This window comes from Alteribacter aurantiacus DSM 18675, from assembly GCF_000429705.1.
In the GTDB taxonomy this organism is placed as follows: Bacteria; Bacillota; Bacilli; order Bacillales; family Salisediminibacteriaceae; genus Alteribacter; species Alteribacter aurantiacus.
The window spans coordinates 240,481-267,373 of sequence record NZ_KE386943.1 but is presented as its reverse complement, the minus strand read 5'-3'; the positions used below and the strand labels follow the sequence as shown (position 1 = coordinate 267,373).

General features: G+C 45.0%; 28 protein-coding genes. 25 read left to right on the top strand and 3 right to left on the bottom strand.

The genetic code is table 11. The features are described 5' to 3' along the window. Positions 1–18 precede the first annotated feature (18 nt). From glpX to G476_RS0119750, 4 genes are all read left to right on the top strand, one after another. Entirely contained in the window at positions 19–984 is a 966-nt protein-coding gene (gene glpX, locus G476_RS0119765; protein ID WP_026691610.1) for a class II fructose-bisphosphatase, read from the top strand. 420 nt (positions 985–1,404) lie between these two features. After that, positions 1,405–2,679 carry a transcription termination factor Rho gene (gene rho / locus G476_RS0119760; protein WP_026691609.1) on the top strand — a complete coding sequence of 425 codons (1,275 nt, stop codon included), beginning with the start codon at positions 1,405–1,407 and terminating at the stop codon, positions 2,677–2,679. A gap of 223 nt (positions 2,680–2,902) precedes the next feature. After that, positions 2,903–3,145, top strand: a complete 243-nt coding sequence (locus G476_RS0119755) for a type B 50S ribosomal protein L31 (protein WP_026691608.1) — start codon at positions 2,903–2,905, stop codon at positions 3,143–3,145. 362 nt (positions 3,146–3,507) lie between these two features. Continuing rightward, positions 3,508–4,131, top strand: coding sequence for a thymidine kinase (locus G476_RS0119750; RefSeq protein WP_026691607.1), 624 nt, complete (start codon positions 3,508–3,510; stop codon positions 4,129–4,131). A 203-nt stretch (positions 4,132–4,334) separates the two neighbouring features. On the opposite strand, the gene G476_RS0119745 is transcribed toward G476_RS0119750, so the two are convergent. Next, positions 4,335–4,895 (bottom strand): sugar O-acetyltransferase, encoded by a 561-nt coding sequence (locus G476_RS0119745; RefSeq protein ID WP_026691606.1) that lies wholly within the window; start codon positions 4,893–4,895, stop codon positions 4,335–4,337. A 148-nt stretch (positions 4,896–5,043) separates the two neighbouring features. On the opposite strand from G476_RS0119745, the gene G476_RS0119740 reads away from it, so the two are divergent. Beyond that, complete coding sequence (locus tag G476_RS0119740) at positions 5,044–5,526, top strand: hypothetical protein (protein WP_026691605.1); 483 nt, start codon at positions 5,044–5,046, stop codon at positions 5,524–5,526. Positions 5,527–5,629: 103 nt separating this feature from the next. Here G476_RS0119740 and G476_RS0119735 read toward each other — a convergent pair whose 3' ends face one another. Then, positions 5,630–6,961, bottom strand: coding sequence for an FAD-dependent oxidoreductase (locus G476_RS0119735; protein WP_026691604.1), 1,332 nt, complete (start codon positions 6,959–6,961; stop codon positions 5,630–5,632). A gap of 443 nt (positions 6,962–7,404) precedes the next feature. Between G476_RS0119735 and prfA the strand changes: the two genes are divergently transcribed. The 13 genes from prfA to G476_RS22640 all read left to right on the top strand — a co-directional run bounded on the left by prfA (position 7,405) and on the right by G476_RS22640 (position 21,544). Continuing rightward, positions 7,405–8,475 (top strand): peptide chain release factor 1, encoded by a 1,071-nt coding sequence (gene prfA / locus G476_RS0119730; RefSeq protein ID WP_026691603.1) that lies wholly within the window; start codon positions 7,405–7,407, stop codon positions 8,473–8,475. A gap of 3 nt (positions 8,476–8,478) precedes the next feature. Continuing rightward, entirely contained in the window at positions 8,479–9,357 is an 879-nt protein-coding gene (gene prmC, locus G476_RS0119725) for a peptide chain release factor N(5)-glutamine methyltransferase (protein ID WP_026691602.1), read from the top strand. Between the two features lie 103 nt (positions 9,358–9,460). Then, a complete protein-coding gene (gene spoIIR, locus G476_RS0119720) occupies positions 9,461–10,075 on the top strand; it encodes a stage II sporulation protein R (RefSeq protein ID WP_026691601.1) in 615 nt (204 codons plus the stop codon). Between the two features lie 363 nt (positions 10,076–10,438). Next, complete coding sequence (locus tag G476_RS0119715) at positions 10,439–10,924, top strand: GNAT family N-acetyltransferase (protein ID WP_156906647.1); 486 nt, start codon at positions 10,439–10,441, stop codon at positions 10,922–10,924. A gap of 392 nt (positions 10,925–11,316) precedes the next feature. Continuing rightward, complete coding sequence (locus G476_RS0119710) at positions 11,317–12,378, top strand: L-threonylcarbamoyladenylate synthase (RefSeq protein WP_425387245.1); 1,062 nt, start codon at positions 11,317–11,319, stop codon at positions 12,376–12,378. Between the two features lie 90 nt (positions 12,379–12,468). Further along, positions 12,469–12,981 carry a manganese efflux pump MntP gene (locus G476_RS0119705; protein WP_051314976.1) on the top strand — a complete coding sequence of 171 codons (513 nt, stop codon included), beginning with the start codon at positions 12,469–12,471 and terminating at the stop codon, positions 12,979–12,981. Positions 12,982–13,130: 149 nt separating this feature from the next. Beyond that, entirely contained in the window at positions 13,131–13,820 is a 690-nt protein-coding gene (locus tag G476_RS0119700; RefSeq protein ID WP_084405860.1) for a low molecular weight protein arginine phosphatase, read from the top strand. A 52-nt stretch (positions 13,821–13,872) separates the two neighbouring features. Further along, on the top strand, positions 13,873–15,168 hold the full coding sequence (locus tag G476_RS0119695; protein ID WP_026691596.1) for a methyl-accepting chemotaxis protein: 1,296 nt from the start codon (positions 13,873–13,875) through the stop codon (positions 15,166–15,168). A gap of 87 nt (positions 15,169–15,255) precedes the next feature. Beyond that, the gene (gene rpiB / locus G476_RS0119690) at positions 15,256–15,693 is read left to right on the top strand and encodes a ribose 5-phosphate isomerase B (protein WP_026691595.1); all 438 of its coding nucleotides are present in this window, start codon (positions 15,256–15,258) and stop codon (positions 15,691–15,693) included. A gap of 32 nt (positions 15,694–15,725) precedes the next feature. After that, entirely contained in the window at positions 15,726–16,298 is a 573-nt protein-coding gene (locus tag G476_RS22645; protein WP_035187586.1) for a TIGR01440 family protein, read from the top strand. Positions 16,299–16,835: 537 nt separating this feature from the next. After that, positions 16,836–18,095 (top strand): serine hydroxymethyltransferase, encoded by a 1,260-nt coding sequence (locus G476_RS0119675; protein ID WP_425387244.1) that lies wholly within the window; start codon positions 16,836–16,838, stop codon positions 18,093–18,095. A gap of 345 nt (positions 18,096–18,440) precedes the next feature. Further along, entirely contained in the window at positions 18,441–19,070 is a 630-nt protein-coding gene (gene upp, locus G476_RS0119670; protein WP_026691593.1) for a uracil phosphoribosyltransferase, read from the top strand. A 191-nt stretch (positions 19,071–19,261) separates the two neighbouring features. Then, complete coding sequence (locus tag G476_RS22640; RefSeq protein ID WP_035187477.1) at positions 19,262–21,544, top strand: S8 family serine peptidase; 2,283 nt, start codon at positions 19,262–19,264, stop codon at positions 21,542–21,544. Positions 21,545–21,628: 84 nt separating this feature from the next. Here the strand turns inward: G476_RS22640 and G476_RS0119660 are convergent, their stop codons facing one another. Beyond that, positions 21,629–21,922: an RNA polymerase alpha subunit C-terminal domain-containing protein gene (locus G476_RS0119660; protein ID WP_035187475.1), complete on the bottom strand. Its 294-nt coding sequence runs from the start codon at positions 21,920–21,922 to the stop codon at positions 21,629–21,631. 552 nt (positions 21,923–22,474) lie between these two features. On the opposite strand from G476_RS0119660, the gene G476_RS0119655 reads away from it, so the two are divergent. From G476_RS0119655 to atpA, 7 genes are all read left to right on the top strand, one after another. Beyond that, a complete protein-coding gene (locus tag G476_RS0119655; RefSeq protein WP_026691591.1) occupies positions 22,475–22,705 on the top strand; it encodes an AtpZ/AtpI family protein in 231 nt (76 codons plus the stop codon). Further along, a complete protein-coding gene (locus G476_RS0119650) occupies positions 22,705–23,070 on the top strand; it encodes an ATP synthase subunit I (RefSeq protein ID WP_026691590.1) in 366 nt (121 codons plus the stop codon). Before G476_RS0119655 ends, G476_RS0119650 begins: the two co-directional genes overlap by 1 nt. Positions 23,071–23,136: 66 nt before the next feature. Continuing rightward, on the top strand, positions 23,137–23,862 hold the full coding sequence (atpB, locus tag G476_RS0119645; RefSeq protein ID WP_026691589.1) for a F0F1 ATP synthase subunit A: 726 nt from the start codon (positions 23,137–23,139) through the stop codon (positions 23,860–23,862). An 82-nt stretch (positions 23,863–23,944) separates the two neighbouring features. After that, positions 23,945–24,166, top strand: a complete 222-nt coding sequence (gene atpE / locus G476_RS0119640) for a F0F1 ATP synthase subunit C (protein ID WP_026691588.1) — start codon at positions 23,945–23,947, stop codon at positions 24,164–24,166. A 117-nt stretch (positions 24,167–24,283) separates the two neighbouring features. After that, on the top strand, positions 24,284–24,775 hold the full coding sequence (gene atpF, locus G476_RS0119635; protein WP_026691587.1) for a F0F1 ATP synthase subunit B: 492 nt from the start codon (positions 24,284–24,286) through the stop codon (positions 24,773–24,775). Then, the gene (locus G476_RS0119630; RefSeq protein ID WP_026691586.1) at positions 24,772–25,326 is read left to right on the top strand and encodes a F0F1 ATP synthase subunit delta; all 555 of its coding nucleotides are present in this window, start codon (positions 24,772–24,774) and stop codon (positions 25,324–25,326) included. The genes atpF and G476_RS0119630 overlap by 4 nt, the downstream gene beginning before the upstream one ends. Before the next feature lie 11 nt (positions 25,327–25,337). Beyond that, positions 25,338–26,840, top strand: coding sequence for a F0F1 ATP synthase subunit alpha (gene atpA / locus G476_RS0119625; RefSeq protein ID WP_026691585.1), 1,503 nt, complete (start codon positions 25,338–25,340; stop codon positions 26,838–26,840). The last annotated feature ends 53 nt before the right edge of the window (positions 26,841–26,893 follow it).

Below are 26,893 nucleotides of genomic sequence, written 5' to 3'. Positions count from 1 at the left end.
ATTTGGGGGAGAAGGATTATGGAAAGAAGCTTGTCAATGGAACTCGTACGCGTGACAGAAGCAGCGGCATTGGCGTCTGCTCGTTGGATGGGAAGAGGAAACAAAGAAGGAGCCGATCAGGCTGCAACAGAAGCAATGAGGGACGTATTTGACACGGTACCAATGAAAGGCACGGTTGTCATTGGTGAAGGAGAAATGGACGAAGCACCGATGCTATATATCGGAGAGCGCCTCGGAAATGGCTATGGCCCTCGTGTAGATGTAGCTGTGGATCCTTTGGAAGGGACGAATATCGTGGCGAATGGGGAGTGGAATGCCCTCGCTGTTATTGCCATTGCGGACAAGGGTAATCTGCTCCATGCACCGGACATGTACATGGAAAAAATTGCAGTTGGTCCCGAATCCGTCGGGAAAGTCCATATTGACGCACCAATCAAGGATAACTTACGTGCTGTTGCTGAAGCCAAAGGCAAAGATATCGAAGACTTGGTCGTGGCGATTTTAAATCGTGAGCGTCACGCAAAAAAGATCCAAGAAATCCGAGAAGCCGGAGCCAGGATCAAACTCATGGGTGACGGGGATGTAGCGGCAGCCATTAACACAGCCTTTGATGACACAGGGGTAGACATTCTTCTCGGCTCAGGTGGAGCGCCGGAGGGTGTCCTTGCTGCAGTCGGTTTAAAATGTCTAGGCGGAGAGATCCAAGGCAAGCTTCTTCCTGGAAATGAAGAGGAATTGGCTCGCTGCAAAAAGATGGGCATTGAAGATGTGAATCGCGTGCTCATGATGGAAGACCTCGTGCGCGGGGACGACTGTATTTTTGCAGCTACAGGTGTAACGGACGGAGAGCTTCTCCAAGGCGTACGTTATAAAGGGCATACCGGTCAAACGCAATCGATTGTCATGCGTGCAAAGTCAGGAACGGTGCGTTTCATTGACGGAAAGCACAGCTTACAAAAGAAACCGGATCTTGTGATTCGATAACAGATCATTCGAAGCCTCAAAAGGACCACTTGTACCTTTTGAGGCTTTTTGAGTTTCAAATTTGGCTAAAGGGTTAGACATCGAAGGCTCTGTACCGCATTTAAGGAGTTTAAACGAACAAAACTTCGTGAATAATGGATCACAGAGAGAGAAGACACTTGAAAACCCTCCCTGTTTATGATTAAAATAGAGAGTATCTATGTATGAAACGTGAAGAATTCGTGATGTTATTTTGCTGTTCTTCCATTGGACAAGCGTTTTGGACAATGGAGACCCAAACAACGGTAACACCCCTCCTACGGAACTCCGATCTTGCCCTTCTGCGGTCATTTCCTAACACTTTTTAACTCTATTCCAATGACCTTTTGAATGGATAAAACAATACATTTTAATAATCTTAGTAAAGGTGTGATTAATTATATGGGAATCACCTTATCTCAACTGGAAAATATGAAACTGAAAGAACTTTATGAATTGGCCAAAACTCATAAAGTGTCTTACTACAGTCAGCTAACGAAAAAAGAACTTATTTTTGCGATCTTAAAAAAGGCTGCAGAAAGTGAAGATCTCATGTTTATGGAAGGAATTCTTGAAGTTGTTCCAACGGAAGGATTCGGTTTCCTTCGATCAAACACGTACAAACCGAGCTCTCAGGATATTTATATTTCCGCATCTCAAATCCGTCGCTTTGAGCTTCGTAACGGAGATAAAGTAGCGGGTAAAGTACGTAAACCAAAAGAAAATGAGCGTTATTACGGATTGCTTCAAGTAACAGCGGTGAACGGTCAAGAACCTGATTCGGCGAAAAGTCGTCCTCACTTCCCGCAGTTGACACCCCTTTATCCAGAGCAAAAGATGACACTTGAGTACGACCCGCGTATGGTTGCCTCCCGTGTGATTGACATGATTGCTCCTGTCGGGTTTGGACAACGTGGCTTGATTGTGGCGCCACCGAAAGCAGGTAAAACCCTTCTTCTTAAAGAAGTAGCGAACAGCATCGCCGAGAACCACCCAGACCATGAACTCATCGTTCTTTTAATCGATGAGCGTCCTGAGGAAGTAACGGACATGGAGCGTTCGGTTAAAGGAGAAGTTGTAAGTTCAACATTTGATGAAGTACCAGAGAATCACATTAAAGTAGCGGAGCTCGTTTTAGAGCGTGCCATGAGGCTTGTTGAACATAAAAAAGACGTTGTTATTTTAATGGACAGCATTACGCGCCTTGCTCGTGCGTACAACTTGGTCATTCCTCCAAGCGGACGTACGTTGTCCGGAGGTATTGACCCAGCCAGCTTCCACCGACCAAAGCGGTTCTTCGGTGCAGCAAGAAACATCGAAGAAGGAGGCAGCTTGACCATTTTAGCGACAGCGTTAGTGGATACAGGCTCTCGTATGGACGATGTCATTTATGAAGAGTTCAAAGGAACAGGTAACAGTGAAATTCACCTCGACCGCAAGTTGGCTGAACGTCGAATCTTCCCTGCGATCGATATTCGTCGCTCGAGTACTCGTCGCGAAGAACTGCTTCTTCCGAAAAAGCAGATCGACAACCTATGGGCCATGAGAAAAACGATGAACGACCAGCCGGACTTCTTGGAAGCTTTCCTGAAAAAAGTGAAGCAAACAAAGACAAACGAAGAGTTCTTCAATTCGTTTGAGCAAGAGAAGACGGGAAAAGTTAGGATTAAATCGTAATTTTGTGAAGGAAGCGGATGGCGCTTGGCGGGGTTTTAAGGATGAGCGTAAGAGTATCCTTATTTTGGGTTATGTTTACAAAAGAACTTTTTTAACACCCTGTTGCAAACCGGACTGCTAATTGATATAATTTCGTATGTATGAAAAACTCGTGTGCGCATGTCTATGTGTACTTGAATTTAACTCTGATTCGAAAGTTTCAGGGCGGAAGGAGATGAAAAGAATGAAAGCAGATATCCATCCAAAATACCAAAAAGTTGTATTTAAGGATACAAGCACTGGCTTTATGTTCTTAACTGGTTCTACAAAGGGCTCAAGCGAGACTGTTGAGTGGGAAGACGGTAACACGTACCCTGTAATCAACGTTGAGATCAGCTCTGACTCTCACCCATTCTACACTGGTAAGCAAAAGTTTGCCGATGCAGGTGGCCGAGTGGACCGTTTCAAAAAGAAATACAACCTTTAATCAACTGGATAATAAAAACAGGCAAGGATTTGTTCTTGCCTGTTTTTTTTGCCCGGATTATAAAAGTAACTTGAGGTTAGGGGATGCGATAGCCATCGCCTGATTTATAAAATAGAGAAACCATATAGCACCATCCATTCGAATTCAATCGTTTATTCCCCAAGAGAAATCATATCTTTCTCAACTGACTGTATACGGGCGAATGAATGGGGAAATGCCATAAAACCATACAAAAATCGATCGAAAAAGACGTTGAGTTTTTGTCTGAGAGGGTAATATAATGGGGAAAAGTGTCAATTGGAATCGGCGGTTGCGTCGAACGATTTACATATACAGAAGGTTATCTAGGGGGATGTTTTACCATGAATTTAACGAGAAGAGAAGGTTGGCTTGAAGTCGTGTGTGGAAGCATGTTCTCCGGAAAGTCGGAGGAACTGATCCGTCGCGTACGTCGCGCGAGCTATGGAAAGTTAAAAGTTCAAGTCTACAAGCCGGCCCTTGATAACAGATACAGCGAAGAAGAGGTCGTGTCCCATAATGGAACAAAGGTAAACGCCGTACCGATCAAGCGATCCATTAACATGTTGGAGCGTCTTGAAAATGGCACGCAGGTGGTTGCCATCGATGAAGTTCAGTTCTTTGATGAAGACATCCTCGACGTTGTTCAAGCTCTGGCCGATCAAGGTGTTCGTGTCATCTGTGCCGGTCTTGACCAAGATTTTCGAGGAGAGCCATTCGGGTGCATGCCACAACTAATGGCTGTTGCAGAAACCGTCACAAAGCTTCAAGCCATTTGTCTGTCGTGCGGTTCACCGGCAAGTCGTACCCAGCGCCTGATCAACGGTAAACCGGCTTCTTACGATGATCCGATCATTCTCGTAGGAGCTTCCGAATCATACGAACCACGGTGTCGTCATTGCCATGAAGTTCCTGGGAAACCGGTGCCGTCTTTTGAAAAACAACCAGCAGGAACCACTTTTTCATAAAAAAACGCGCCATCTTCTAATTAGAAGGTGACGCGTTTTTGCGTAGAGGGGGAGGGTGGATTTCGGTGAGATTCGGCTAACCCGTTAATACATGGGAGGAAGCCGTTAATTGGGTGGACGAAACCGCGAATAGGTAACGCTAACCCGTTAATCGATCCGATCAACCCGTGAATACCCCACTTTTACCCGTTAAATGTTCCTTTTCATTGCTCAATTTCTTTTATAATTCGAGCCGGATTTCCTCCCACGACTGTATTAGGAGGAACGTCTTTTGTGACAACGGCACCTGATGCGATAACCGCGTTGTCTCCGATGGTAACTCCGGGATTAATGATCGCCCCTCCGCCAATCCATACGTTATCCCCGATCGTTACAGGTTTACCGAATTCTTGACCGGAGTAACGTCCTTTTACGTCTAGTGGGTGAGAAGCGGTGTAAATATGTACGCCTGGAGCGAGCATGCACTGTTTGCCGATGGTGACGGGACAAGTATCAAGAATCAAGCAGTTGAAGTTGGCGTAAAAGTCTTCTCCTACGTGAATGTTGTAGCCGTAATCACAAATGAAGGTCGGCTCCACATAGATCTTTTCACCAGTACTCCCAAACAGTTCTTTTAACAGGGCTGCTTTTTTATCATAGTCCGTTTCGATTAGTTGGTTGAACTGGCGAGTAAGGGCGCGAGCGTTTTCTCGATCTTTAAACAGCTCTTGGTCCATTGGTCTGTACATTTCGCCTCTAATCATTCTCTCTTTTTCAGTTAGCATAACGATCTCTCCATTCGAGTGTATTTACGTGTAAGTGTACTCGGTTTCTTCGCTTTGAACAATGATGACTTATGTCCATAAATTGTTGTTTTGGGAAGGACTAAAAGGATGTTGGGATGGTTAAGCTACTGAATAGGAGGTGTTCATCATGAAACTCATCCTTAAGAGCCTCGCCCTCGTCATGCTCGTTGTGACGGTCGGTTGCTCCGACATGGATACACCTGATGTGAACAGTATGAATGAACCGAATCATCCAAATCAAAGAAACGTTGCTTACGGGTTGTTCGGACCGGGTCCTGCAAACTACGGAGCAATTAAAGAAATTCGAAGCTCCTCATCTGAAGGAGACCATAGAGAAAATGTCAACGGTCTGAGTTATCGCGATCCTTTATCGGAGCGTCAAACCATCGGTGAAGATCAAGATATGATGGAGGATGTGATTTACTCTACACCAGGAGTGACGCCTGGGATGATATTGCTTAATGGTGCTCATGCGTGGGTCAACATGCAGATCGATAATCAAGGTCTCACACAAGAAGAGAAAGATGCAAAGGTTCGCGAAGTTGAAAAAAAGCTTAAAGCAGCGAATCCTCGTTACGACTACCGAGTCGTTGTCAACGACTTTAGGTAAAAATCAGCTCCCCCTTAATTTACTATAAAGCAAAAAGCACACCTGCCAGCCAACAGGTGTGTTTTTTGTATTGAGTTGGACACCAGCCAACTTACACACGTTCTTATTTCATTCTTCTCGCCGCTTGCTGAATCGGATCCCAAACGCCGTTGTACGGTGGGGCGTAGCTTAGGTCCAGGTTTTCAATGTCAGCCATAGTCATCTTGTGGTAAAGAGCGGTTGCAGCCACATCAATTCGCTTATCGATACCTGTTTTCCCTACAGCTTCTAAGCCGAGGAGGTGCCCGGTTTCTTTATGGCTAAGAATTTTTAACAGTAACGCTTCATTTTCCGGATAGTATCCCGCGTGAGAGTGTCCTTCAAAAGAAAGGCTGTCCCATGGAATGCCCAGATCTTCGGCTTCTTTTTCCCCAAGTCCGGTCTTTCCTACGGTGAGGTCAAAGAACTTCATAATTGATGTTCCCACAATCCCTTGGAAAGGTTGCGATCCACCGCTCATATTTATACCGGCAATGCGCCCTTGTTTGTTCGCGTGGGTTCCAAGAGGTTGGTAGTCATTCTTTTGTTTAATTCGATGATATTGTGTTGCACAATCACCGGCAGCGTAAAGCCCGGGCACGTTCGTTTCCATATAGGCGTTCACCACGATGGCGCCATTGTCAGCTACATGAACATGACTGGAGTCAATCATACTTGTGTTCGGTTTAACTCCGATGGCTACGATGACCATGTCTGTTGTGTAGGTACCTTTATTGGTTACAACCGATTGGACGCGATCTTCTCCTTCAAAGCGATCGACCGATTCACTTGTGACGATCTCCACGCCGTGGCGCTTAGCTTCTTGTTCAATTTGCTCACTGATCTCTTTGTCATAAGCAGACCCAAGCCGTTCAGCTTGATCGATAACCCGAACGGTTTTACCTTTTTCCACCAAGTTCTCCGCTACTTCAAGGCCGATATAGCCACCACCGATGATCGTAACAGTCGATACATTTTCATTCATATCTTCAATAATGGCTTCAGCGTCAGGAATGGTCTTCAATGTATGTATTCCTTCCAAATCTGCACCGTCAAAAGGGGGGATAATAGGAGCCGCACCTGTGGCTAAAAGACATTTATCATAGGAGAGCTCAAAAGATTGACCGTTTTTCAAGTTCACCCCGGAAACGATTTTTTTTTCGCCATCAATCGCCTTCACTTTATGATAGACCCGAGCGTCAATACCGAACTCTTCGTCAAAGGTATCACGACTTCTTGCGATTAGGTCGTCGCTGGATTTTGTTAGACCGCCGATGTAATAGGGCAGGCCACATTGGGCGTAAGAATAAATACCACCCATTTCAAGCGTTGTGACATCAGCACTCTCATCCGCTCTAATGATCTGCATAGCGGCACTCATTCCCGCTGCATCACCACCAATAATGATATATTTCATTGTCAGCGCCTCCTTGTCTACTGGCACTGAAAAAGTTAAACTTTTTCAGTGCCATCTACTACCTACAATATCCCACAAAATGGACGAAAAAAAACGCAGAATTTAAGAGGAGAGGTGCCGAGGCATCTTTGCCTAACCCGTTAATGACGTAAGGTAACCCGGGAAAAGAAAAATCTAAGCCGTTAATGAGACGAGGAAAAGGGAGAATAATGGCGCCCAATCCGGTAAACATCCTTCTCAAGCCGTAAAACCAGGATGGCACCTACTCTTGGAACAACACCGTCCCTAGTAAAACAAAAAAGTTCAGGGGACAGTCCCCGCACAATGTTGGTTGTTCCCTTGACAAAAGGGAGAGAAAGCAAAAATAAGGGTTCGATGCACTTTGACGGAAGAGGCAGGCTGTACTATAATAACACTGTTATGCAGAAGATGAGGTGAAGAGAATGTTTGAACGCCTGCAAGCGGTTGAAGAGCGTTATGAACGCTTAAACGAATTACTTATGGACCCGGATGTGATTAGTGACACAAACAAGCTTCGGGAGTATTCCAAAGAACAATCCGATATTGAAGATACAGTACAAACATACCGAGAATACAAAGAAGTGAAGTCTCAGTATGACGATGCTCGTGAGATGTTGAATGACAGTCTCGATGACGAAATGTACGAAATGGTTAAAATGGAGATGGACGAATTGTCCCACAGAATTCCTCCATTGGAAGAAAGACTTCGTATCCTTCTTTTACCGAAAGATCCGAACGATGACAAAAACGTTATTGTTGAGGTTCGTGGAGCAGCCGGTGGTGACGAGGCGGCTTTATTTGCCGGTGACTTGTACCGCATGTATTCACGTTTCGCCGAGGATCAAGGATGGAAGACTGAAGTCATTGAAATGAACCAAACGGGTATTGGCGGCTTTAAAGAAGTGATCTTTATGGTTAACGGAAAAGGCGCTTACTCGAAATTGAAATATGAAAACGGAGCTCACCGTGTACAACGTGTACCGTCAACAGAATCCGGTGGACGCATTCATACTTCTACAGCAACCGTGGCAGTCATGCCTGAAGCGGAAGAAGTAGAAGTGGATATTCACGAAAAAGATATTCGTGTGGATACATTCACATCCAGCGGACCTGGTGGACAAAGCGTTAACACGACCATGTCTGCCGTTCGTTTAACACACCTACCAACGAACACCGTTGTGTCGTGTCAGGATGAGAAATCCCAAATTAAGAACAAAGAAAAAGCGATGAAAGTTCTTCGTGCCAGAATTTACGATAAAGTTCAAAAAGAAGAACAAGCGAAATACGACGATGCTCGTAAATCTGCAGTAGGTACCGGTGACCGCTCAGAGCGTATTCGTACGTACAACTTCCCGCAAAGCCGTGTAACCGATCACCGTATCGGTCTTACTATTCAAAAGCTCGACCAAATTCTTCAAGGGAAGCTAGATGAAATCATCGACGCTCTTATCGTGGAAGAACAGTCACGAGCGATGGAAGAAGCGGGAGAGTAAGCAATGACTTCTAGAGTGAATGTATACGAAGCCCTGAACCGGGCTTCTTCTTTTTTAGAAAAATACGGAGTAGAAACGCGTATCGCAGAGATTCTTCTCAGCCACCACACAGGCTGGAGCCGTGCCAGGTGGCTTGCTGAAATGCGCACAGAACTAAATCCTGAAACAGTTGCCCGTTTTGATGAAGACATTAAAACAGCTGCAACAGGCGTCCCGGTTCAGCACATTACAGGCGTTGAAGAATTCTACGGACGAACGTTCCACGTATCCAAAGACGTTCTTATCCCACGTCCTGAAACCGAAGAGCTAATCGAAGCCGTCTTGGCTCAAGTGGACAAGACGTTTGGTGCGTCTTACCCCCTCGATCTCGTCGACGTAGGAACGGGGAGCGGCATTATTGCCATTACGTTGAAAAAAGAATTAGATAAAAGAGGCATTGAGTCTCGTGTTCAAGCGGTTGATATTTCAAAAGACGCTCTACGTGTGGCCGAAGCCAATGCTAAACGTCTGGAAGCAGACGTGTCGTTTGTTCATGGTGATCTTCTCGAACCACTTGTGACAAATGGAACGAAAGTCGATGTAGTTGTCTCCAATCCTCCTTACATTCCCGAAGGAGAGCGGGTCAATTTGGCCAGAAATGTCCGTGATTTTGATCCGGAACTTGCTCTGTTTGGAGGAGAAGACGGCCTCGTATTGTACAGGGCTTTAGCCAATCAACTGCCTTTGGTACTAAACCAGCCGGCCATCGTTGCCTTTGAAATTGGATACGACCAAGGAAAAACCGTTCCAGCACTATTGGAGCAATCACAAGTGCAGTACGAGACAGTTGAGACCTTAAAAGACATTAACGGTAACGATCGAATCGTGCTTGCTAGAAAATAACCTAAAGCCAATCGCAAGGCATGTCAAAACATGTCGGGCGATTGGCTGTTTATTTTCTTTGACCCCTGCCAAGAATGATTGGTGAAGGGAAGGTGTCAGAAAAATGAAAAAACGAGCACTTATTTATACAATTATTTCTTTTATGGTTCTTATCATGAGTTGGGAAGGTCAACAAGTAAATCCAGCCTATGCAAACGATCCGGATGCGATTCCGGAAGAGTCCATTCGATTACGTATTCTTGCAAATAGCAATGCACCTCTTGATCAATTGGTTAAACGAAACATTCGTGATGCAATTAATCTTCAGATTACAGAATGGGTAGAGGAAATCGATAGCCTTGATGAAGCCCGTTCTACGATCGAATCAAGACTTTCACAGCTCGAAGAAATCGTGGCGAACGAACTACGTGCCGCAGGAAGCAACGAACACTTTAACGTAAGCTATGAAGACGTCCAGTTCCCTACAAAACTTTACGGTAACTTCTTGTATCCGGCAGGAGAATATGAAGCGGTTCTTGTATCGATCGGTGATGGTAAAGGGGATAACTGGTGGTGCGTATTGTTCCCACCACTCTGCTTCCTTGACTTCGCCAACGGAGACGCCGTTGCCCAAGCCGAAACCGTAGACGAAAATGAAGAACAAGAGGAAGAAGAAGTAGAAGTCACATTCTTCTTCGTAGAATTCTTCGGAGGATTAAAAGAGCGGATCTTTGGATAAAAACATATCGCTGTTTTCGGAAGTATTGTTGCTTTTATACAAGAAAAGTTGAAGCAGAAGGGCCCAAGACTCCTGTGGCCGTGGGGGCAATGCAAGACCCCACAGGGCTTAGCGCGAGGAGGCTTACTAGCACCGCCACGGAAAGCGAAGGGCCCGTATGCTTCAATAACAATTCTAAGTGATGAAGAAAATATAAAAAAGCAACAATCTATACGAAAATTGCCAAACATATAGAGTAAGTGGATGTAGTCTGGAACCGTCAAGTCAAAGAGAACTTGGCGGTTCTTTTTCTCCGACTACCCCCTGTATTCACTTAGCTTTATGTTCACATCACAATCATAATCCACAGGTTGTCCACATAGAGTGTACAAACGACAGGTGAAAGGGTGGACGATTGTGGGAATGATTGTGCGAAAAGCGGTGGAAGCAGATACATTACAACTTCAACGGTTGCTATCAAAAGCAGGCGTCATTGAACAAGTGTACGACCAAGAGCCGACCGAATTCCTTGTTGCTGAAAATGAACAGTCAGAGCTCGTTGCCACGGCCGGGCTCACAGAAATCGGGAAAAAAGACGTCATTTTACGCTCGCTCGTAATCGATTCAGAGAAAGTAGGGGCAGTCTTTTTACTCGAATTCCTAGAAACAGCCACAGCATTTGCGGAGAAAAAAGGATATAAAAGCTTGTATCTTCTTACCTCAGGTCAACAAGCCTTTCTTGAGCAAATGGGTTTTTCCCTTATCGAAGCGAATCAAGTTCCGAAGAAAGTAAAGCAATCCTATCATTATAAACAAAACGTCAGTCGAAGCCCGAAAGTGATGCACGCTCGCCTATCTGTGAGTAAATAACGAGCTTACCCACAAGTTATTCACAAAAACAAAGAGTTATCCACCGTCATGTGTGGATAACTCTTTGTTTTTTCGCTGTTTTAGGAGAGAGTATAGCTTTTATACATGAATAGTTGGAGGTTTGGTAGAGGTTATTCTTAACCCGTAAATAGGAGAGCGAAGCCGTTAATTGAAAGGAGTAACCTGTAAATGAGGAATCAGAAGTCGTAAATCCAAGTTACCAACACGTGAATCCTTTCCCAAAAGCCGTTAATCAGACATCGTTTCAAATGAACGCACATGACTACTCAAAGGCGCGGATGCGAACAGTCTGTCTTTATATGTACTTAGGAGCGCAATTGACAATCGTACGGAACATGGGCACAATAGACAACAGCAAGGAGGAACGCCTGATGAAAGAACAACAAATGACGAATTTTTGGTCTGTGGAAAACAATGTGGATAACCTTTTGGAATCCCCTGAGATACTAGAAGCAGCCCAACTTTTAAAACATAATGAAGTAGTGGCTTTCCCTACGGAGACCGTTTACGGTCTTGGAGGAAACGCCCAATCCGATATAGCTATAGAACGTATTTTTAATGCAAAAGGTCGACCGTCTGATAACCCGTTGATTGTTCATGTTTCAAAGCGTGAAGACGTCCTCGACTACGTAAATCAAACAACAGAAGTTAGTGAGCGGTTAATGGATGCCTTTTGGCCAGGGCCTCTCACCTTAATTTTTGAACATAACGAGACGCTTTCAAAAAAAGTAACGGCAGGGCTGAGTACGGTTGGGATTCGAGTACCTGACGACCCTGTGGCGTTGGCTGTCATTGAAGCGTCAGGATGTCCGATAGCTGCGCCTAGTGCCAATACGTCAGGGCGACCGAGCCCAACCACTGCAGCTCATGTAGAAGAAGACCTGTCTGGGAAAATTGCAGGGATTGTGGATGGAGGATCCACCGGAGTAGGACTTGAATCGACGGTCGTTGATTGTACCGGGGTAGTGCCGATGATCTTGAGACCGGGCGGCATTACGAAAGAACAGTTAGAAGAGGTCGTTGGAGAAGTGGCTGTGGATCCTTCTTTAATGGAGGAAAAAGAAGCGCCCCGCTCACCAGGGATGAAGTATACACACTACGCACCTAAAGCTGAGATGACGTTGGTCCACGGATCGGACGCTTTTTTTCAACAACAAATCGACCAAGCGGTGGAAGAGGGGCTTACTGTTGGCATTCTCGTTCCGAAAGAAAAGGATGAGAGGTTTACGGGGGCTGTTCGAACAGAAGTTTGTGGAGAAGCGGGTCAGATCGAGAGTGTAGCAAGGGAGCTGTACGGTGCCCTTCGAAGGTTCGATTCGGGCGAGTCAATCGACGTCATTTTTGCCCAAACGGTCGGAGAGGCGTCACTTGGACAAGCGGTTATGAATCGACTTCGGAAAGCGGCTGGAAATCGAGTGATTGTAGAGGAATAAGAAGATATAAAACCCCTTGGACGTGCATACGGTAGAGTAGCACGTCCAAGGGGTGATTTTGTGATTGGAGAAGCATTAACGATCGGAGTAATGGCTTTTGCTCTAAGTATGGATGCATTTTCGATCTCGGTGGGGATGGGGATGCTTGGTCTAAGACTTCGTCAAATCGGCTTTATCGGATCGACGGTAGGGCTGTTTCATGTGGCGATGCCCTTATTCGGGATGGTTTTGGGTAAGTTGGTTTCGCAGTACGTTGGCGTGTTTGCGTACTTGATCGGTGCCATCGTGCTGATTATATTGGGTCTTCAAATGATTTACTCCTCTTTCTCAAAGGATACAAAAAGCTTTTTGCAACCGGTTGGATGGGGATTGATCTTATTTGCAATCGGTGTGAGTATAGATAGCTTTTCGGTGGGGCTTAGTCTTGGTATGCTTGGTGCCAAAACGATGGTGACCCTTGTGTGCTTTGGGGTCATGAGTGCGGTTCTTACCTGGGGAGGGCTCTTGCTTGGTAAAAAAATTCAGGGGCTGGTCGGAGGATACAGCGAAATGCTGGGCGGTCTTATTTTAGTCGGCTTCGGGATTAAGATTATGTTTGCGTGAATGTGGCGAGAGAGGGTACTCTCTTGTCTTTTTTTGCTTCTAGGACTATTCTCTGAATTCGAGTGCATGTATCCGGTTACAAAGATCCGATGTGGTAAAATATAAGTGTGAAAACGAGACAAATCGGTAACCAATAGAAGTATGTATGAATGATTACTCATAAGGAGGAAGTGGCAGCAATGAAAAAAGTACTGTTTGTCTGTACAGGCAATACGTGCCGTAGCCCGCTGGCCGAAAAGGTGTTTTTAGAGAAAACAAAACCTCTTTCAACAGAATACGAAGCCCGCTCGGCAGGCATTCACGCCATGAACGGAATGCCGATTTCTGAAGGATCCCGCGCCGTCTTGGAAGATAGAGGATTTGATTACACTCATCAGTCCAGCAGTTTAGACGCTGAGCTTTTGGAATGGGCAGACGTGATTTTGACAATGACGCAAGAGCACAAGCGCAGAATTATGGAGCAGTTCCATAAGAGTCACAATCATATCTTTACCTTAAATGAATTCGCCCACGATTCAAAAGAACAGAGGGAAAAGAAAGAAAAGATCGATCATGAAGCGGCTCAGCTTGAGATTAAGAGAGCAGCGTTCATTTCAAAAAACAAAAGCAAAGTTGACGAGATGTTGGAAAGTCAAGATGTAACGAAACAACAAGAGCTTGAAGAAGAGCTACTAGCCGAGATTAAACCCCATCAAGAAGCGATCGATGAATTGTTACAAGGGTATCCTTCCATGGATATCGCCGACCCGTTCGGTGGAGATAAGGGAAATTATAAACAAACGTTGACTGAAATTGAAGCAGCAATCGATAAGCTCATTGAAAAGTTGGAACGCCAATAAAAAGAGAGAAAGTCGTTCTTTTATTTAGGGGGAGAAAAGGTTGTCAAAACGTATGCAGCAATCATCGTCGTACCGGTTTAGTATTCGAAAGAAAATGGTTCTTGGTATTTGTGCCGTCGCCCTTATTACGTATGTGACGAGTGGATTTTTTATTTTCGTTTTAAGTGATTATCTTAGTGGCCTAATCGGTGTTAACGAAAACGTCTTTACCATTTTGACGTTGCTCTTAGGGGTCATGTGGTGTGGGGTTCTTGGCTTTATCGGTGCAACATGGATCGTAAAGCCGTTGCACCGTCTTGAGAAGGCGGCGGGAAAAGTAGCCTCAGGTGATATTTCCGAACACGTGCCTGTACCAAAATCGAACGACGAGCTTAAAGGTCTTGCCATGGCGTATAATAATATGGTGGACAATCTGCGTACGATGATTCAAGATATCGACCGTAATTTTACAAGTACGAATGAAAAAGTAGCCGAAATAAACGGAGCGTCCATTTCAGCAGCGGAGCAAGCGGACAATATCAGTCGCACGGTCGATGAGATCTCTCTAGGGGCTGAAAGTTCAGCGGCTTCGATCCAAGAAACAGCGGAATCTGTTGAAGAAGTGATGCAAATTGCGACTCAAGTACAAAACCATGCCCAAACCTCCAACCGTTTGAGCGAAGATATGGTTGAGAGATTATCGGAGAGTAAGAATGTAATCACCTCTCTTGTAGAAGGCATTCAGCAACTGGCAAAAGACCATGAATCTTCTCTTACTGCGGTCCATCGACTAGAACAGAATGCAAAAAAAGTAGAAAACATTATTTCTCTTGTAGGCGATATCGCTGGGCAGACCAACCTTCTCGCTTTAAACGCATCCATTGAAGCAGCGCGTGCGGGAGAGCACGGTCGAGGGTTTGCGGTAGTTGCCGAGGAAGTACGAAAGCTCGCTGACGAGAGTGGGAAGGCCGTTCAAGGCATTTCTTCTCTCATTAAAAACATCCAAACGGAAGTCACGAACGTTGTTGGTCAAATCAAAGATCAAGTGCAAGTGGCAAAAACCGAGGCGGACAAAGGGACTGTGACTACAGAAGCGATCACGGATATGGGTGAATCGGTCACAGAGGTTGCAAAAGCGGTAGCGGAAATTTCGGAGCTGGTGGAACAACAAATGAGGTCTGTTGAAGCCTCTGCTAGCCAATCGGAAGAGGTAGCCGCCATTGCTCAACAAACGTCTGCCGGTGCTGTAGAAGTGAGCGGAGCCACGCAAGAACAAACGGCTGTGATGCAAGAAATCGCGGCCGCATCAGAAGTACTATCCACAGAAGCGGGCAATTTGAAAAAAATGATTGAAAAATTTCGTGTGTAGAGGTGTAACAAGCGCCTAAGAAAGCACTGGAAAAGTTCGATTATTAACTTTTCAATGCCTTCGCCTAAACCTAAGGAGGACAACAAGATGAAAGTAGCAATCGGGTCAGATCACGGAGGAAGAAACTTAAAAGAAGAAGTCAAATCATTAATGGACGAGCTTCAGATTTCCTATGAAGATGTAGGTTGTGAATGCAGTGATTCAGTGGATTATCCTGACTACGGTATCCCTGTAGCGGAAAAGGTAGCTAATAAGGAAGCCGATCGCGGCATTGTCATCTGTGGAACAGGGATTGGCATGTCGATCGCAGCGAACAAAGTAAAAGGAATTCGTTGCGCCTTGGTTCATGATTTGTTCAGTGCCAAAGCGACGCGTGAGCATAACGACTCCAATGTATTGGCTATGGGCGAGCGTGTGATTGGACCAGGTTTGGCACGTGAAATTGCGAAAGTTTGGCTTACAACGGAATATGAGGGTGGTCGTCACGCCCTTCGTCTCCAAAAAATTTCAGACTACGAAGGGTAGTCTATAAGGAGCTGATGAGTATGTCTGATCAATTGGCTCAATTATCAAAAGACCTTGAGACCGCATTGGACGATCTGCAAGCAGCTGCTTCCCTTCAAGAAGGGGACATAGTCGTTGTGGGAACGAGCACGAGTGAAGTGAAAGGGGAACACATCGGCAAGGCCGGATCGATGGAGGTCGCCGAACAACTGTGGTCTGCTTTGAACGCTTTTCGCTTAAAAACAGGTGTTCATCTCGCTTTTCAATGTTGTGAGCATCTAAATCGTGCCCTCGTTATAGAAGCGAATACGGCTCGGCACTGGCGATTGGAAGACACAGTTTCAGTCATTCCAATGCCCAAAGCGGGTGGATCGATGGCCTCTTTCGCCTATCGTCACATGGAATCGCCTGTTGTTTTAGAAACGATACGAGCCCATGCCGGTATTGATATCGGCGATACGTTGATTGGGATGCATTTGAAACAAGTAGCGGTACCTGTTCGAAGTAGCGTGAAATCAATTGGAAGTGCTCACCTTACGTTGGCGCGCACACGCCCAAAACTCATTGGCGGAGAGCGAGCCGTCTACACGATCGATACAACATCCACACCGGATACATGTGAATAACGAAGAGTGCCCCTTGCTGGAATGTTGGCAAGGGGTGTTTTTGTGTAGTAGAGAGGTGGTTTGTGTGGGGTGGTGGATATGGGGGATTTGGCCTAACTCGTAAATAGAGGGAGCGAAGCCGTTAATTGAGAGGGGGAAGCCGGGAATGTGGGAGATGAAGCCGTGAATTCGAGCGCCCAAGCCGGGAAAAGTCTGTTCCAAGCCGTTAAACAGAACATTTTTCCGAGAGAGAAAAATTCGCAGCTAATGGAGATAGGGGGATTTGGCCTAACCCGTAAATAGAGGAAGCGAAGCCGTTAATTGAGAGTGCGACGCCGGGAATGTATGAGATGAAGCCGTGAATCCGAGCTCCCACCCCGAGAATCTTTTGCTCCAAGCCGTGAAACGAACCTCCTCCTCGAGTGAGAAGCAATAGAATGTTCGCATGTCCACGATATTTTGTTATGTAAATTTGGGGTGAAATCTTCAACCTTTTTGCGTTATACTGATAATGTTATGAAAACAACAGGAACGGAAACACTTGAGGAGGCGAACGAAATGGAAACGTTGAACCAAGAACGATTGGCTCATGTAAAGAAGCAGGACAATGAAGTTTTTCAGGCAATGGACAATGAATTGAAACGCCAGCGTGACAATATTGAATTGATTGCATCAGAGAACTTTGTGTCTGAAGCAGTGATGGAAGCACAAGGCTCTGTGTTGACAAATAAATATGCAGAAGGCTATCCGTCCAAGCGTTACTATGGTGGTTGTGAGCATGTAGACGTTGTTGAAGATATTGCCCGCGAGCGTGCGAAGCGATTATTCGGTGCAGATCACGTAAACGTTCAGCCTCACTCAGGTGCACAAGCGAACATGGCTGTGTATTATACCGTACTCGATCACGGTGACACGGTCCTCGGAATGAACTTAAGCCACGGCGGTCACTTGACTCACGGAAGTCCCGTGAACTTCAGTGGTAAACAGTACAACTTCGTCGAATACGGAGTGGATAAAGAAAAGCAAGTCATCGATTATGATGATGTTCGTGCAAAAGCACAAGAACACCGTCCAAAATTGATTGTTGCAGGGGCAAGCGCATACCCTCGAAAAATCGATTTTGCCAAGTTCCGTGAAATTGCGGATGAAGTGGATGCCTTACTTATGGTTGACATGGCTCATATCGCCGGTCTAGTAGCAGCAGGACTTCACCAAAACCCGGTTCCTCACGCGGACTTTGTGACGACGACAACGCACAAAACCCTTCGTGGCCCACGTGGTGGAATGATTCTATGTAAAGAGGAATTCGGTAAGAAAATTGATAAAGCGATTTTCCCTGGACTTCAAGGCGGACCGCTTATGCACGTGATTGCAGCGAAAGCTGTCGCACTTGGCGAAGCGCTTGGTGACGAGTTTACAGGCTATGCTAAACAAGTCGTCGATAACGCTGATGCTCTTGCAGAGTCATTAAAGGAAAACGGGATCGACCTTGTATCCAACGGAACGGACAATCACCTTGTCCTTCTCGATCTTCGTAACTTAGGTATCACAGGTAAAGTAGCTGAAGAAGCATTGGATGAGGTTCGAATTACTACGAACAAGAACACGATTCCATTCGACCCTGAAAGCCCGTTTGTTACAAGTGGTCTTCGAATTGGAACGGCCGCTGCTACTTCTCGAGGCTTCGGTGTTGCGGAAATGAAAGAAATCGGACAGATTATGGCGTCCGTGTTAAAAGCGCATGATAAAGCAGACGTTCTTGATGAAGCTCGCAATCGAGTAGCTGAGCTCACAAAACGTTTCCCAATGTATCAATAAAGAGATTGCTAAAAAGGCCCGGGTGGATGTCCGGGTCTTTTTGTGGAAAAGAATGAGGCAAGTTGGGGAAAACAATAGAACAATTGTGAATAACTTGCGATCAACTGTGTGTAGTTATCTACAAATGTGTATAACTAAACCTTTTTCTGTGGATAAACACTAACGCCTGTGCATAACTTAGGTCTTTCTGTGAACAAAAATGAGGTTGCCTTTGTTTTCCACAATGAATAACTTTGTGAATTCACTTGAATCACGTATCTATTTTATGTAGAATCTTCAAAGGGTATAGATTCGAATGAAAGTAAAGTCCCGAACTATGATAAAACAAAAGGAGCGATATAAACCATGAGTAAGGTGTATGTTTTTGATCATCCGTTAATTCAGCACAAGCTGACGTATATTCGCGATAAAAATACAGGAACGAAAGAGTTTCGTGAGCTTGTGGATGAAGTTGCGAGCTTAATGGCTTTTGAAATCACGCGAGAACTACCACTTCAAGAAGTGGATATTGAAACACCTGTTGGACCTGCAACAAGTAAAACCATTGCAGGTAAAAAACTTGGACTCGTTCCGATCCTACGTGCTGGCCTTGGAATGGTAGACGGCATTCTTAAGCTCATTCCAGCCGCAAAAGTTGGACATGTTGGTTTATACCGTGACCCTGAAACGTTACAGCCGGTCGAGTACTATGTGAAGTTACCAAACGACGTAGAGGAAAGAGAGTTTATCGTCATCGACCCGATGCTAGCAACTGGTGGATCAGCTGTTGAAGCGATTAACTCCTTGAAAAAGCGTGGCGCAAACAACATCAAACTGATGTGCCTTGTCGCTGCTCCGGAAGGTGTAGAAATTCTCCAAGAAGCACACCCAGATGTGGACATCTACCTTGCAGCAATGGACGAAAAGCTAAATGACAAAGGTTATATCGTACCAGGTCTTGGTGACGCGGGAGACCGTTTGTTCGGGACGAAATAAAAAAATAGAAAGATAAAAAGGAAGAGGGGAGATCCCTCTTCCTTTTTGTTATGGTTCCTTCCTCAGATCACACATTTACACAATTGTTCGGGGGTCAGACCCCGTTCGGTTTTCGTTCGATTTGAATACATGAAATCGGCCTCTTTCACGCATGCTATTAAATACTATTAAGCTCGGGAGGTCTGCGTGTTATGAAGAGGATCATATGGCGAACGCTGGTGGTTACCATCATGATGATGACAATGGTGTCACCGTATCAAAGTTTTGCAGAGGAAATTGGCGAGCTCTACCCTGAGCGCCCACCAATGCCTCAAGTCGATCCGGAAGAAATTCAAATCGTGATTGTGGAAGCGGATGAAGCGTGGAAAGCTTCCGATGCCATGGCAAACGTGCAGGAGCTTTTCCCAGATGCTCAAATTAGACGTACGTATGAAACGCTTTTTAATGGTTTTTCACTTGAAATAAAGCAAAAAGATTTAAAAGAACTGGAAGCTGTAGAAGGAATCAAGCGAATTGATCCTATAGCCATGTACGAACCATCCATGGATGAAAGCATACCGTTTATCGGAGGAAACGACATTCGTCAGATGCTCGATGAGGATGGTGACCACCTCACAGGAGAAGGGGTGAAAATCGGTGTGATTGATACAGGCATCGATTACCGTCACCCGGATCTTAAGCGAAATTACCGAGGCGGTTATGATGTGGTGGATGAAGATGATGATCCGATGGAAACAACAAAAGAAGAAGGCATCCCCACCCTTCACGGAACCCATGTAGCCGGGATTATCGGTGCGAACGGTCGTATGCAAGGAGTGGCGCCTGATGCTGAGATTTATGGATATCGAGCTCTGGGACCATCAGGGATGGGGACGACGGAACAAGTAATTGCTGCTATTGAAAAAGCGGTAGAAGACGGTGTGGACGTGATCAACCTGTCTCTTGGTAACACCGTTAACGGACCCGACTGGCCAACAAGTATTGCATTGGATAAAGCGGTGGAAGCAGGTGTTGTAGCTGTTACCTCTAACGGAAACAGTGGTCCAAACCTTTGGACCGTAGGCTCACCTGGTACCTCTTCAAAAGCAATCTCTGTAGGGGCATCCACACCGCCCCTTCGAATTCCTTACCTTACTCTTGGGCGACACGCGGAACAAGAGTGGGCGATCACGCCTATGATGCGAGCGCAGCCGTGGAACCAAAAGCGTGAAGATGAAATCGTATATGCTGGACTTGGACGTAAAGAAGATTTTCAGTCAATGGACGTGAACGGGAAGATTGCCATTGTAGAACGAGGGTTTGTCACGTTTACGGTCAAAGCGAAAGAAGCGAAAAAGGCAGGAGCAAAAGGGCTGATCGTATACAACAATCATGACGGTGAGTTTGCCGGAACGTTGGAAGAAGTAGTGGATCTACCCGTTGTGAGTATGTCAAAAGAAGATGGTGAAACTCTTTTGAGTGAACTGGCGAAAACGAGCCACCCTCGTATACGAACGGTGTATCATGAAGAAGAGGACCTGATCGCACCATTCAGTTCAAGAGGACCGGTTACTTATTCATGGGACGTGAAACCGGATCTCGTGGCTCCAGGTGTTGCCATTGACAGCACAGTTCCAAAAGGATATCTCGACATGAACGGAACGAGTATGGCAGCCCCTCATATCGCAGGCGCTGCAGCTCTTGTTCTTCAAAAACATCCTGACTGGACACCGGACCAAGTAAAGGCTGCTCTCATGAACTCGGCCAAGCTTATTTCTGATAAAGAAGGGAATATTTATCCTCCGCACGTTCAAGGGACGGGACGAGTGGATTTAAAGAAAGCGTTGAACACTGAAACGCTCGTCTACCCCGGAGCCGTCAGTTTTGGGAAGTGGCTCAGGACCGATAGAAGAATTGAGAAGCAAGTCAAAGTGACCGTTGACAACCAATCGGATGAGCGAAAGCGATATACAGTCGATCCGCCATTTGAAGTTCCGGACGGTATTCAATGGAAAGTACCGTTTTCTTTTTATCTCAACCCTGGTGAAAAAAGAGAAGTGTCGATCATCATGGACGTTCTTCCTTCTGTTTTTGAAGGAGGGATGTACAACGGCATCATTGAAGTGAAAAGCAAAGACGAAACGATCAACGTGCCGTACCTCTTTTTTGTAGAAGAGCCTGATTATCCGAGAGTGATGGCCTTTATGCTCGAACACACATCCGATGAAGATGTGTACCAGTATGAGGTGTACTTACCTGGTGGAGCCGAAGAGTTCGGTATCGTTTTATACGAGCCGGATACGTTCCAATTCATTCGCTACATTGAAGCAAAGCAGGACATCGACCGAGGAATGCTTGAAGAGAAGCTTGAAATCAAAGGGCTCGAACCAGGCGTTTACAAAGCACTGATTTTTGCCAAGCAAGACGGAAAAGAGGACACGATCGAGCGTGATATTGTGATCGGAGAGTATTTGCCACCACAAGCAGGACATTAACAACAATATTAACAAACCCGGTACCTTCAAAAGGTACCGGGTTGTTTGTGGGGTCTATTAACTTAAGAACAACAAAAGTCATTTTTATTTTCTAAATGATAAACCTTCTTCTTCCAATGAAGCTCGTAAAGTAGGTAAGGAATCGGGTCCTATTCCATGAATGTTTAGTATTTCTTTTTCGGTAAACGTCGATAGTGCTTGCAACGTATCCAACCCTTCGTGAACCAAAGCGTTTCTTGCAGGTGAACTAAGTTTTGAAAGGAAACCTTCATTCGGTTTGCTATCTTTTTCACAAGTAGGGCAGCTTGGACACTCACTACTTTTGTAATACTTATGTCCTTTATTGCAAACCCTTACCGTTTTTTCTACTCTCAACATAATCACTCCTAACCATTTTTATATAAAATTTTAGCATTGATATCCAACCTTTCACTAGGGAAAAACTAATCAAGTGAAGATGCAGGTTAAAGAAGGATTATATGTTTCGGCTTACTTGATATTCATCTTAAAACTTGAGATATATCTTAAATCAGAAATCTAGTGAATATCCATAAGAAACGACGCTGAATCACTACAAAGTTTACTGAAAATTAAAACATTTATTTTCTTTGTGAATAGCCACTCAAAGAAAACAAAATTATGTATAATAAGACATGTGTTGTTTTTTTAATTCCTATCAACTTCATATGATATTGTGAAAGCGCTTTTTCTCGTGCGAAAAACTTCCATTTCTTTTTCCTCGGATTCGATTGACACAAGCATGGCTCTATTATACGATACAGAGGGGATTCTCCCACGTTTGTACATAATTGTGTGATCGTTTTCAGTCTGTTCATTCGACTCGTAGAATGAAAGAAGGATTCTAAAAAGTGCGACATTTCGACATGCGTTAAACAACCGTTTAAGGCAAGCACGGATTGGGGGAGAAGGATGGCTGAAAATTCGGAGTTTCGATCTTTGATTCGAAAAATGGCGATCGTCGGATCCATCTCATCTTACCTTTTAGTAACGATTCTAATTGGAGTGTTCGGTGGACTTTGGCTTGATGGCCATTTTGGAACAAACGGACTCTATTTGATCCTCGGATTTATCTTAGGATTAGGTGCAGGTGCGTACGGGGTTTTCTCACTAGTTAAGAGATTTATGGGAGACGATAAGTAATGGAGTTTCGCAGCACAGCACGACGAATCACAATGTATGCATTCGTTCTCATCATCGTATATGCGTTGTTGGCCCTCGTCACCCCTTATGAAACCCTGTTTATGGGCTTGATTTTGGGTACCGCATTTAGCATTCTAAATCTCTATGTTACTTATACGCAAGTAAAACGCGTAAGCAACTCGGCATTGCAGGGAACCAAGTTTGCGTTTGGTACTGCAACGAGAATTGTCATTGCGGTGATCTGTATCCTGACTGCCGTAAGCTTTCCGGATTTATTTAATCTTGCTGGTGCGCTTATAGGCCTAATGAGTACCTATGCCATCATCATGATAGAACCTGTTTTTCATATTAAGCGTTTACAGTGACGACGGTATTTGTACTTTGTTGAACAAAGTGTGCCGTTGCAGAAGCGAGAAAAGAGGTGAAAGTAATTGGAACATCAAGAATTAGTGATTGACCTGTTTGGCATTTCCTGGCTCAAGATGAATGTGACGAACATGATTACAGTCACAGCAACACTTCTTATCATTTTCCTAGTCTGTTTCTTTATGTCCAGAACGGTGAAAATGTACCCGAAAGGTGCACAAAATGCGCTAGAATTCCTCGTCCAGTTTGTGCGAAACATTATTAGCTCAAACATGGCTTGGGAAAAAGGGAAGAACTTCATCATGCTTGGGATTACAATTTTACTTTACGTATTTGTAGCCAACATGCTTGGTCTTCCGTTTGAGATTGTAACGGAACCGGGACATTATGTGTGGTGGAAATCACCAACTTCGAATGTCTACCTGACTTTGACATTGGCAGCTATGGTTGTGTTACTCACACACTACTATGGTGTTAAGATGAAAGGTCCTAAGGAATACGCGAAGGATTATTTCCGTCCTGTACCATTCTTACTTCCGTTCAAAATCATTGAGGAGTTTGCCAACACACTCACACTTGGAATGCGTTTATTCGGTAACGTATTTGCAAAAGAGGTCCTAATGATCATGTTAGTTGGTTTGGGAACTTCAGGGGTCCTGTGGGGTATTCTCTCATTCGCACCACTCGTAGTCTGGCAGGCATTTGGATTGTTTATTGGTTCTCTCCAGGCATTTATTTTCTGTATGTTAACGATGGTGTATATGAGTCACAAGGTTAACGAAGAACATTAATTTTAGGTACCACTTGCTCTAACAATTTCATGGTAGAGCGTAATATAAAACTTTTTTTCAGAATTCAAAGGAGGATTTTTTAATGGGTACTATCGCTATTGGAGTAGGTATTGTTGCAGGTCTAGCAGCACTTGCCGGTGCATTTGGAGTTGCAATTGTTGTAAAAGCAACGTTGGAAGGAATCACTCGTCAACCGGAACTAAAAGGACAATTACAAACGATTATGTTTATCGGTATTCCGCTTGTTGAGGCCGTGCCAATCATCTCGATCGTTATTTCAATTCTACTATACCTACAGATGTAATGACGGCGCCATCCGACTAGGATTAGCCGGGTAGTTGCTTTAGAACTAATTATGGCGGAGAACGTTTATACCTCTTCGCCTTTCCTTATGTATGATTGAAGTAAAGGGGGCAGAACTGTGTTAGGACCATTTACAATCGTTGATGTTCTCTTCCAACTCGCAGGTTTCGCCGTTCTCTTGCTCATCTTGAAGAAGTATGCTTTCGGTCCAATTATGGACATGATGGAAAAGCGAGAGAATCATATTGCAGAGCAGATTTCCACTGCAGAGAAAAACCGCCAAGAGTCGGAGAAGTATATCGAAGAACAGCGTGAAGCGATCAAAGCAGCTAGAGCAGAAGCGAAAGAAATCGTGGAGAACGCTCGTAAGCAAGCGGAACGCACAGAAAAAGACATTATGGCCAATGCTGAAAAGCAAGCTGAACGTAAATTGCAAGAAGCTCTTGCTACAATCAAGCAAGAGGAAGAACAAGCGATCTCTGCACTTCGTGAGCAAGTTTCGTCCTTGTCTGTCCTAGTGGCAACAAAGGTTATCGAAAAAGAGCTGGATGATAAAGAACAAGAAAAGCTTATTCAAGAAACTCTTAAAGAAGTAGGTCAAACGGTATGAAACGGGACCCGTTAGCATTTCGTTACGCCAACGCTCTTTTTAACCTTGCCAAAGAGCGCGACCAGCTTAAGCTTGTCGGCGAGGAGTTGCAGGCAGTAAAGGATGTTTTTGAAAAGACGAACCTTCTTGACGAAGTGTTCAGACACCCAAGCATCACGAATGAAGAAAAGAAAGAACTTTTAAACAAGAACTTCGGAACGCAAGTATCAGGAGCGGTAATGAACCTGCTCATGCTCCTTGTAGACCGTAAACGAATTAGCAAAATTCTTGCTGTTGCAGACGAATACAAAAGGCTTTCTTATCAATCTCAAGGGGTGGCTGAAGCGACGATCTATACAGCAAAGGCCCTTACTGGAGATGAAAAAATAGCCATTAAAGAGACGTTCGAGAAGAAAACGAATCAAGATGAGATTTTGCTTGAGGAAGTTGTTGATCCGGACGTTATTGGTGGATTTAAGATCCGAATTGGTGACACCGTATATGACGCAAGTGTCGCCAGTAAGCTTAAACGCATTCATAATCGAATGATTTCTGGGAACGCAAGTAGATAGGGGTGAAGCAAATGAGCATCAGAGCCGATGAAATCAGCTCTCTGATTAAACAACAGATTGAAGGATATCAGTCTGAGATTCAAGTAAATGAAGTCGGCACCGTAATCCGAGTTGGTGACGGGATCGCCGTTGCTCACGGACTTGAGAATGTCATGGCCGGTGAGCTTCTTGAATTCGCAAATGGAACAATGGGTATGGCCCAAAACCTTGAAGAAGATACAGTAGGTATCATCATCCTCGGACCTTACACGGACATCCACGAAGGCGATGAGGTAAAACGTACTGGACGTATCATGGAGGTTCCTGTAGGGGAAGCCCTTCTAGGACGTGTAGTAGACCCACTTGGTAACCCACTTGATGGGCAAGGGGATATTGAATCAGACAAGCGTCGTCCGATTGAAAGCCCAGCACCTGGCGTTATGGACCGTAAATCTGTTCACGAACCGCTTCAAACAGGAATTAAAGCAATCGACTCCTTGATCCCAATCGGTCGAGGACAGCGTGAGCTTGTAATCGGTGACCGTCAAACGGGTAAAACGGCGATCGCTATTGATACAATCATTAACCAAGCAGACCAAGACATGATCTGTATTTACGTTGCGATTGGTCAAAAGGAGTCCACAGTTGCAGGGGTAGTTGAAACACTACGTCAGCACGGTGCCCTTGACTACACAATCGTTGTAAGTGCGAGTGCGTCTAAGCCTGCACCACTTCTTTACCTTGCTCCATACACCGGGGTAACAATGGGTGAGGAGTTCATGTACAACGGAAAGCATGTATTGGTTATCTACGATGACCTTTCAAAACAAGCGGCTGCATACCGTGAGCTTTCCTTATTGCTTCGTCGTCCTCCAGGTCGTGAAGCATTCCCAGGGGATGTATTCTACTTGCACAGTCGTTTACTCGAACGTGCAGCGAAGCTTTCCGATGCTAAAGGCGGCGGTTCTTTAACAGCTCTTCCTTTCATCGAAACGCAGGCCGGAGATATCTCTGCCTACATTCCAACAAACGTAATCTCGATTACGGACGGACAGATCTTCTTGCAGTCCAACCTCTTCTTCTCCGGCGTACGTCCGGCGATTGATGCCGGTTTGTCTGTATCCCGAGTAGGGGGATCTGCACAGATCAAAGCGATGAAGAAAGTTGCCGGTACGCTTCGTCTTGACTTAGCATCTTACCGTGAGCTTGAAGCATTTGCTCAGTTCGGTTCCGACTTGGATAAATCAACTCAAGCGAAACTGAACCGTGGTGCCCGTACTGTAGAGGTTCTTAAGCAAGGCCTTCACCAGCCACTTGCTGTTGAAAAGCAAGTTGTAATTCTCTTTGCCCTTACAAAAGGTTTCCTTGACGATGTTGCTGTTGAAGATGTACAACGCTTTGAAGCGGACATGTACAGCTACCTTGAGCACAACAATAAGGATCTCTTGGATCACATCCGCACAACAGGTAACCTTCCTGAAGATGCTGATCTAAGAAAAGCGATCGAAGACTTTAAAAAGACATTCAGCGCTTAAGGAATAGAGTGGGGCGGCTGTCTCCATTTCAGCCGCCACCCCCCTGAGAGGGG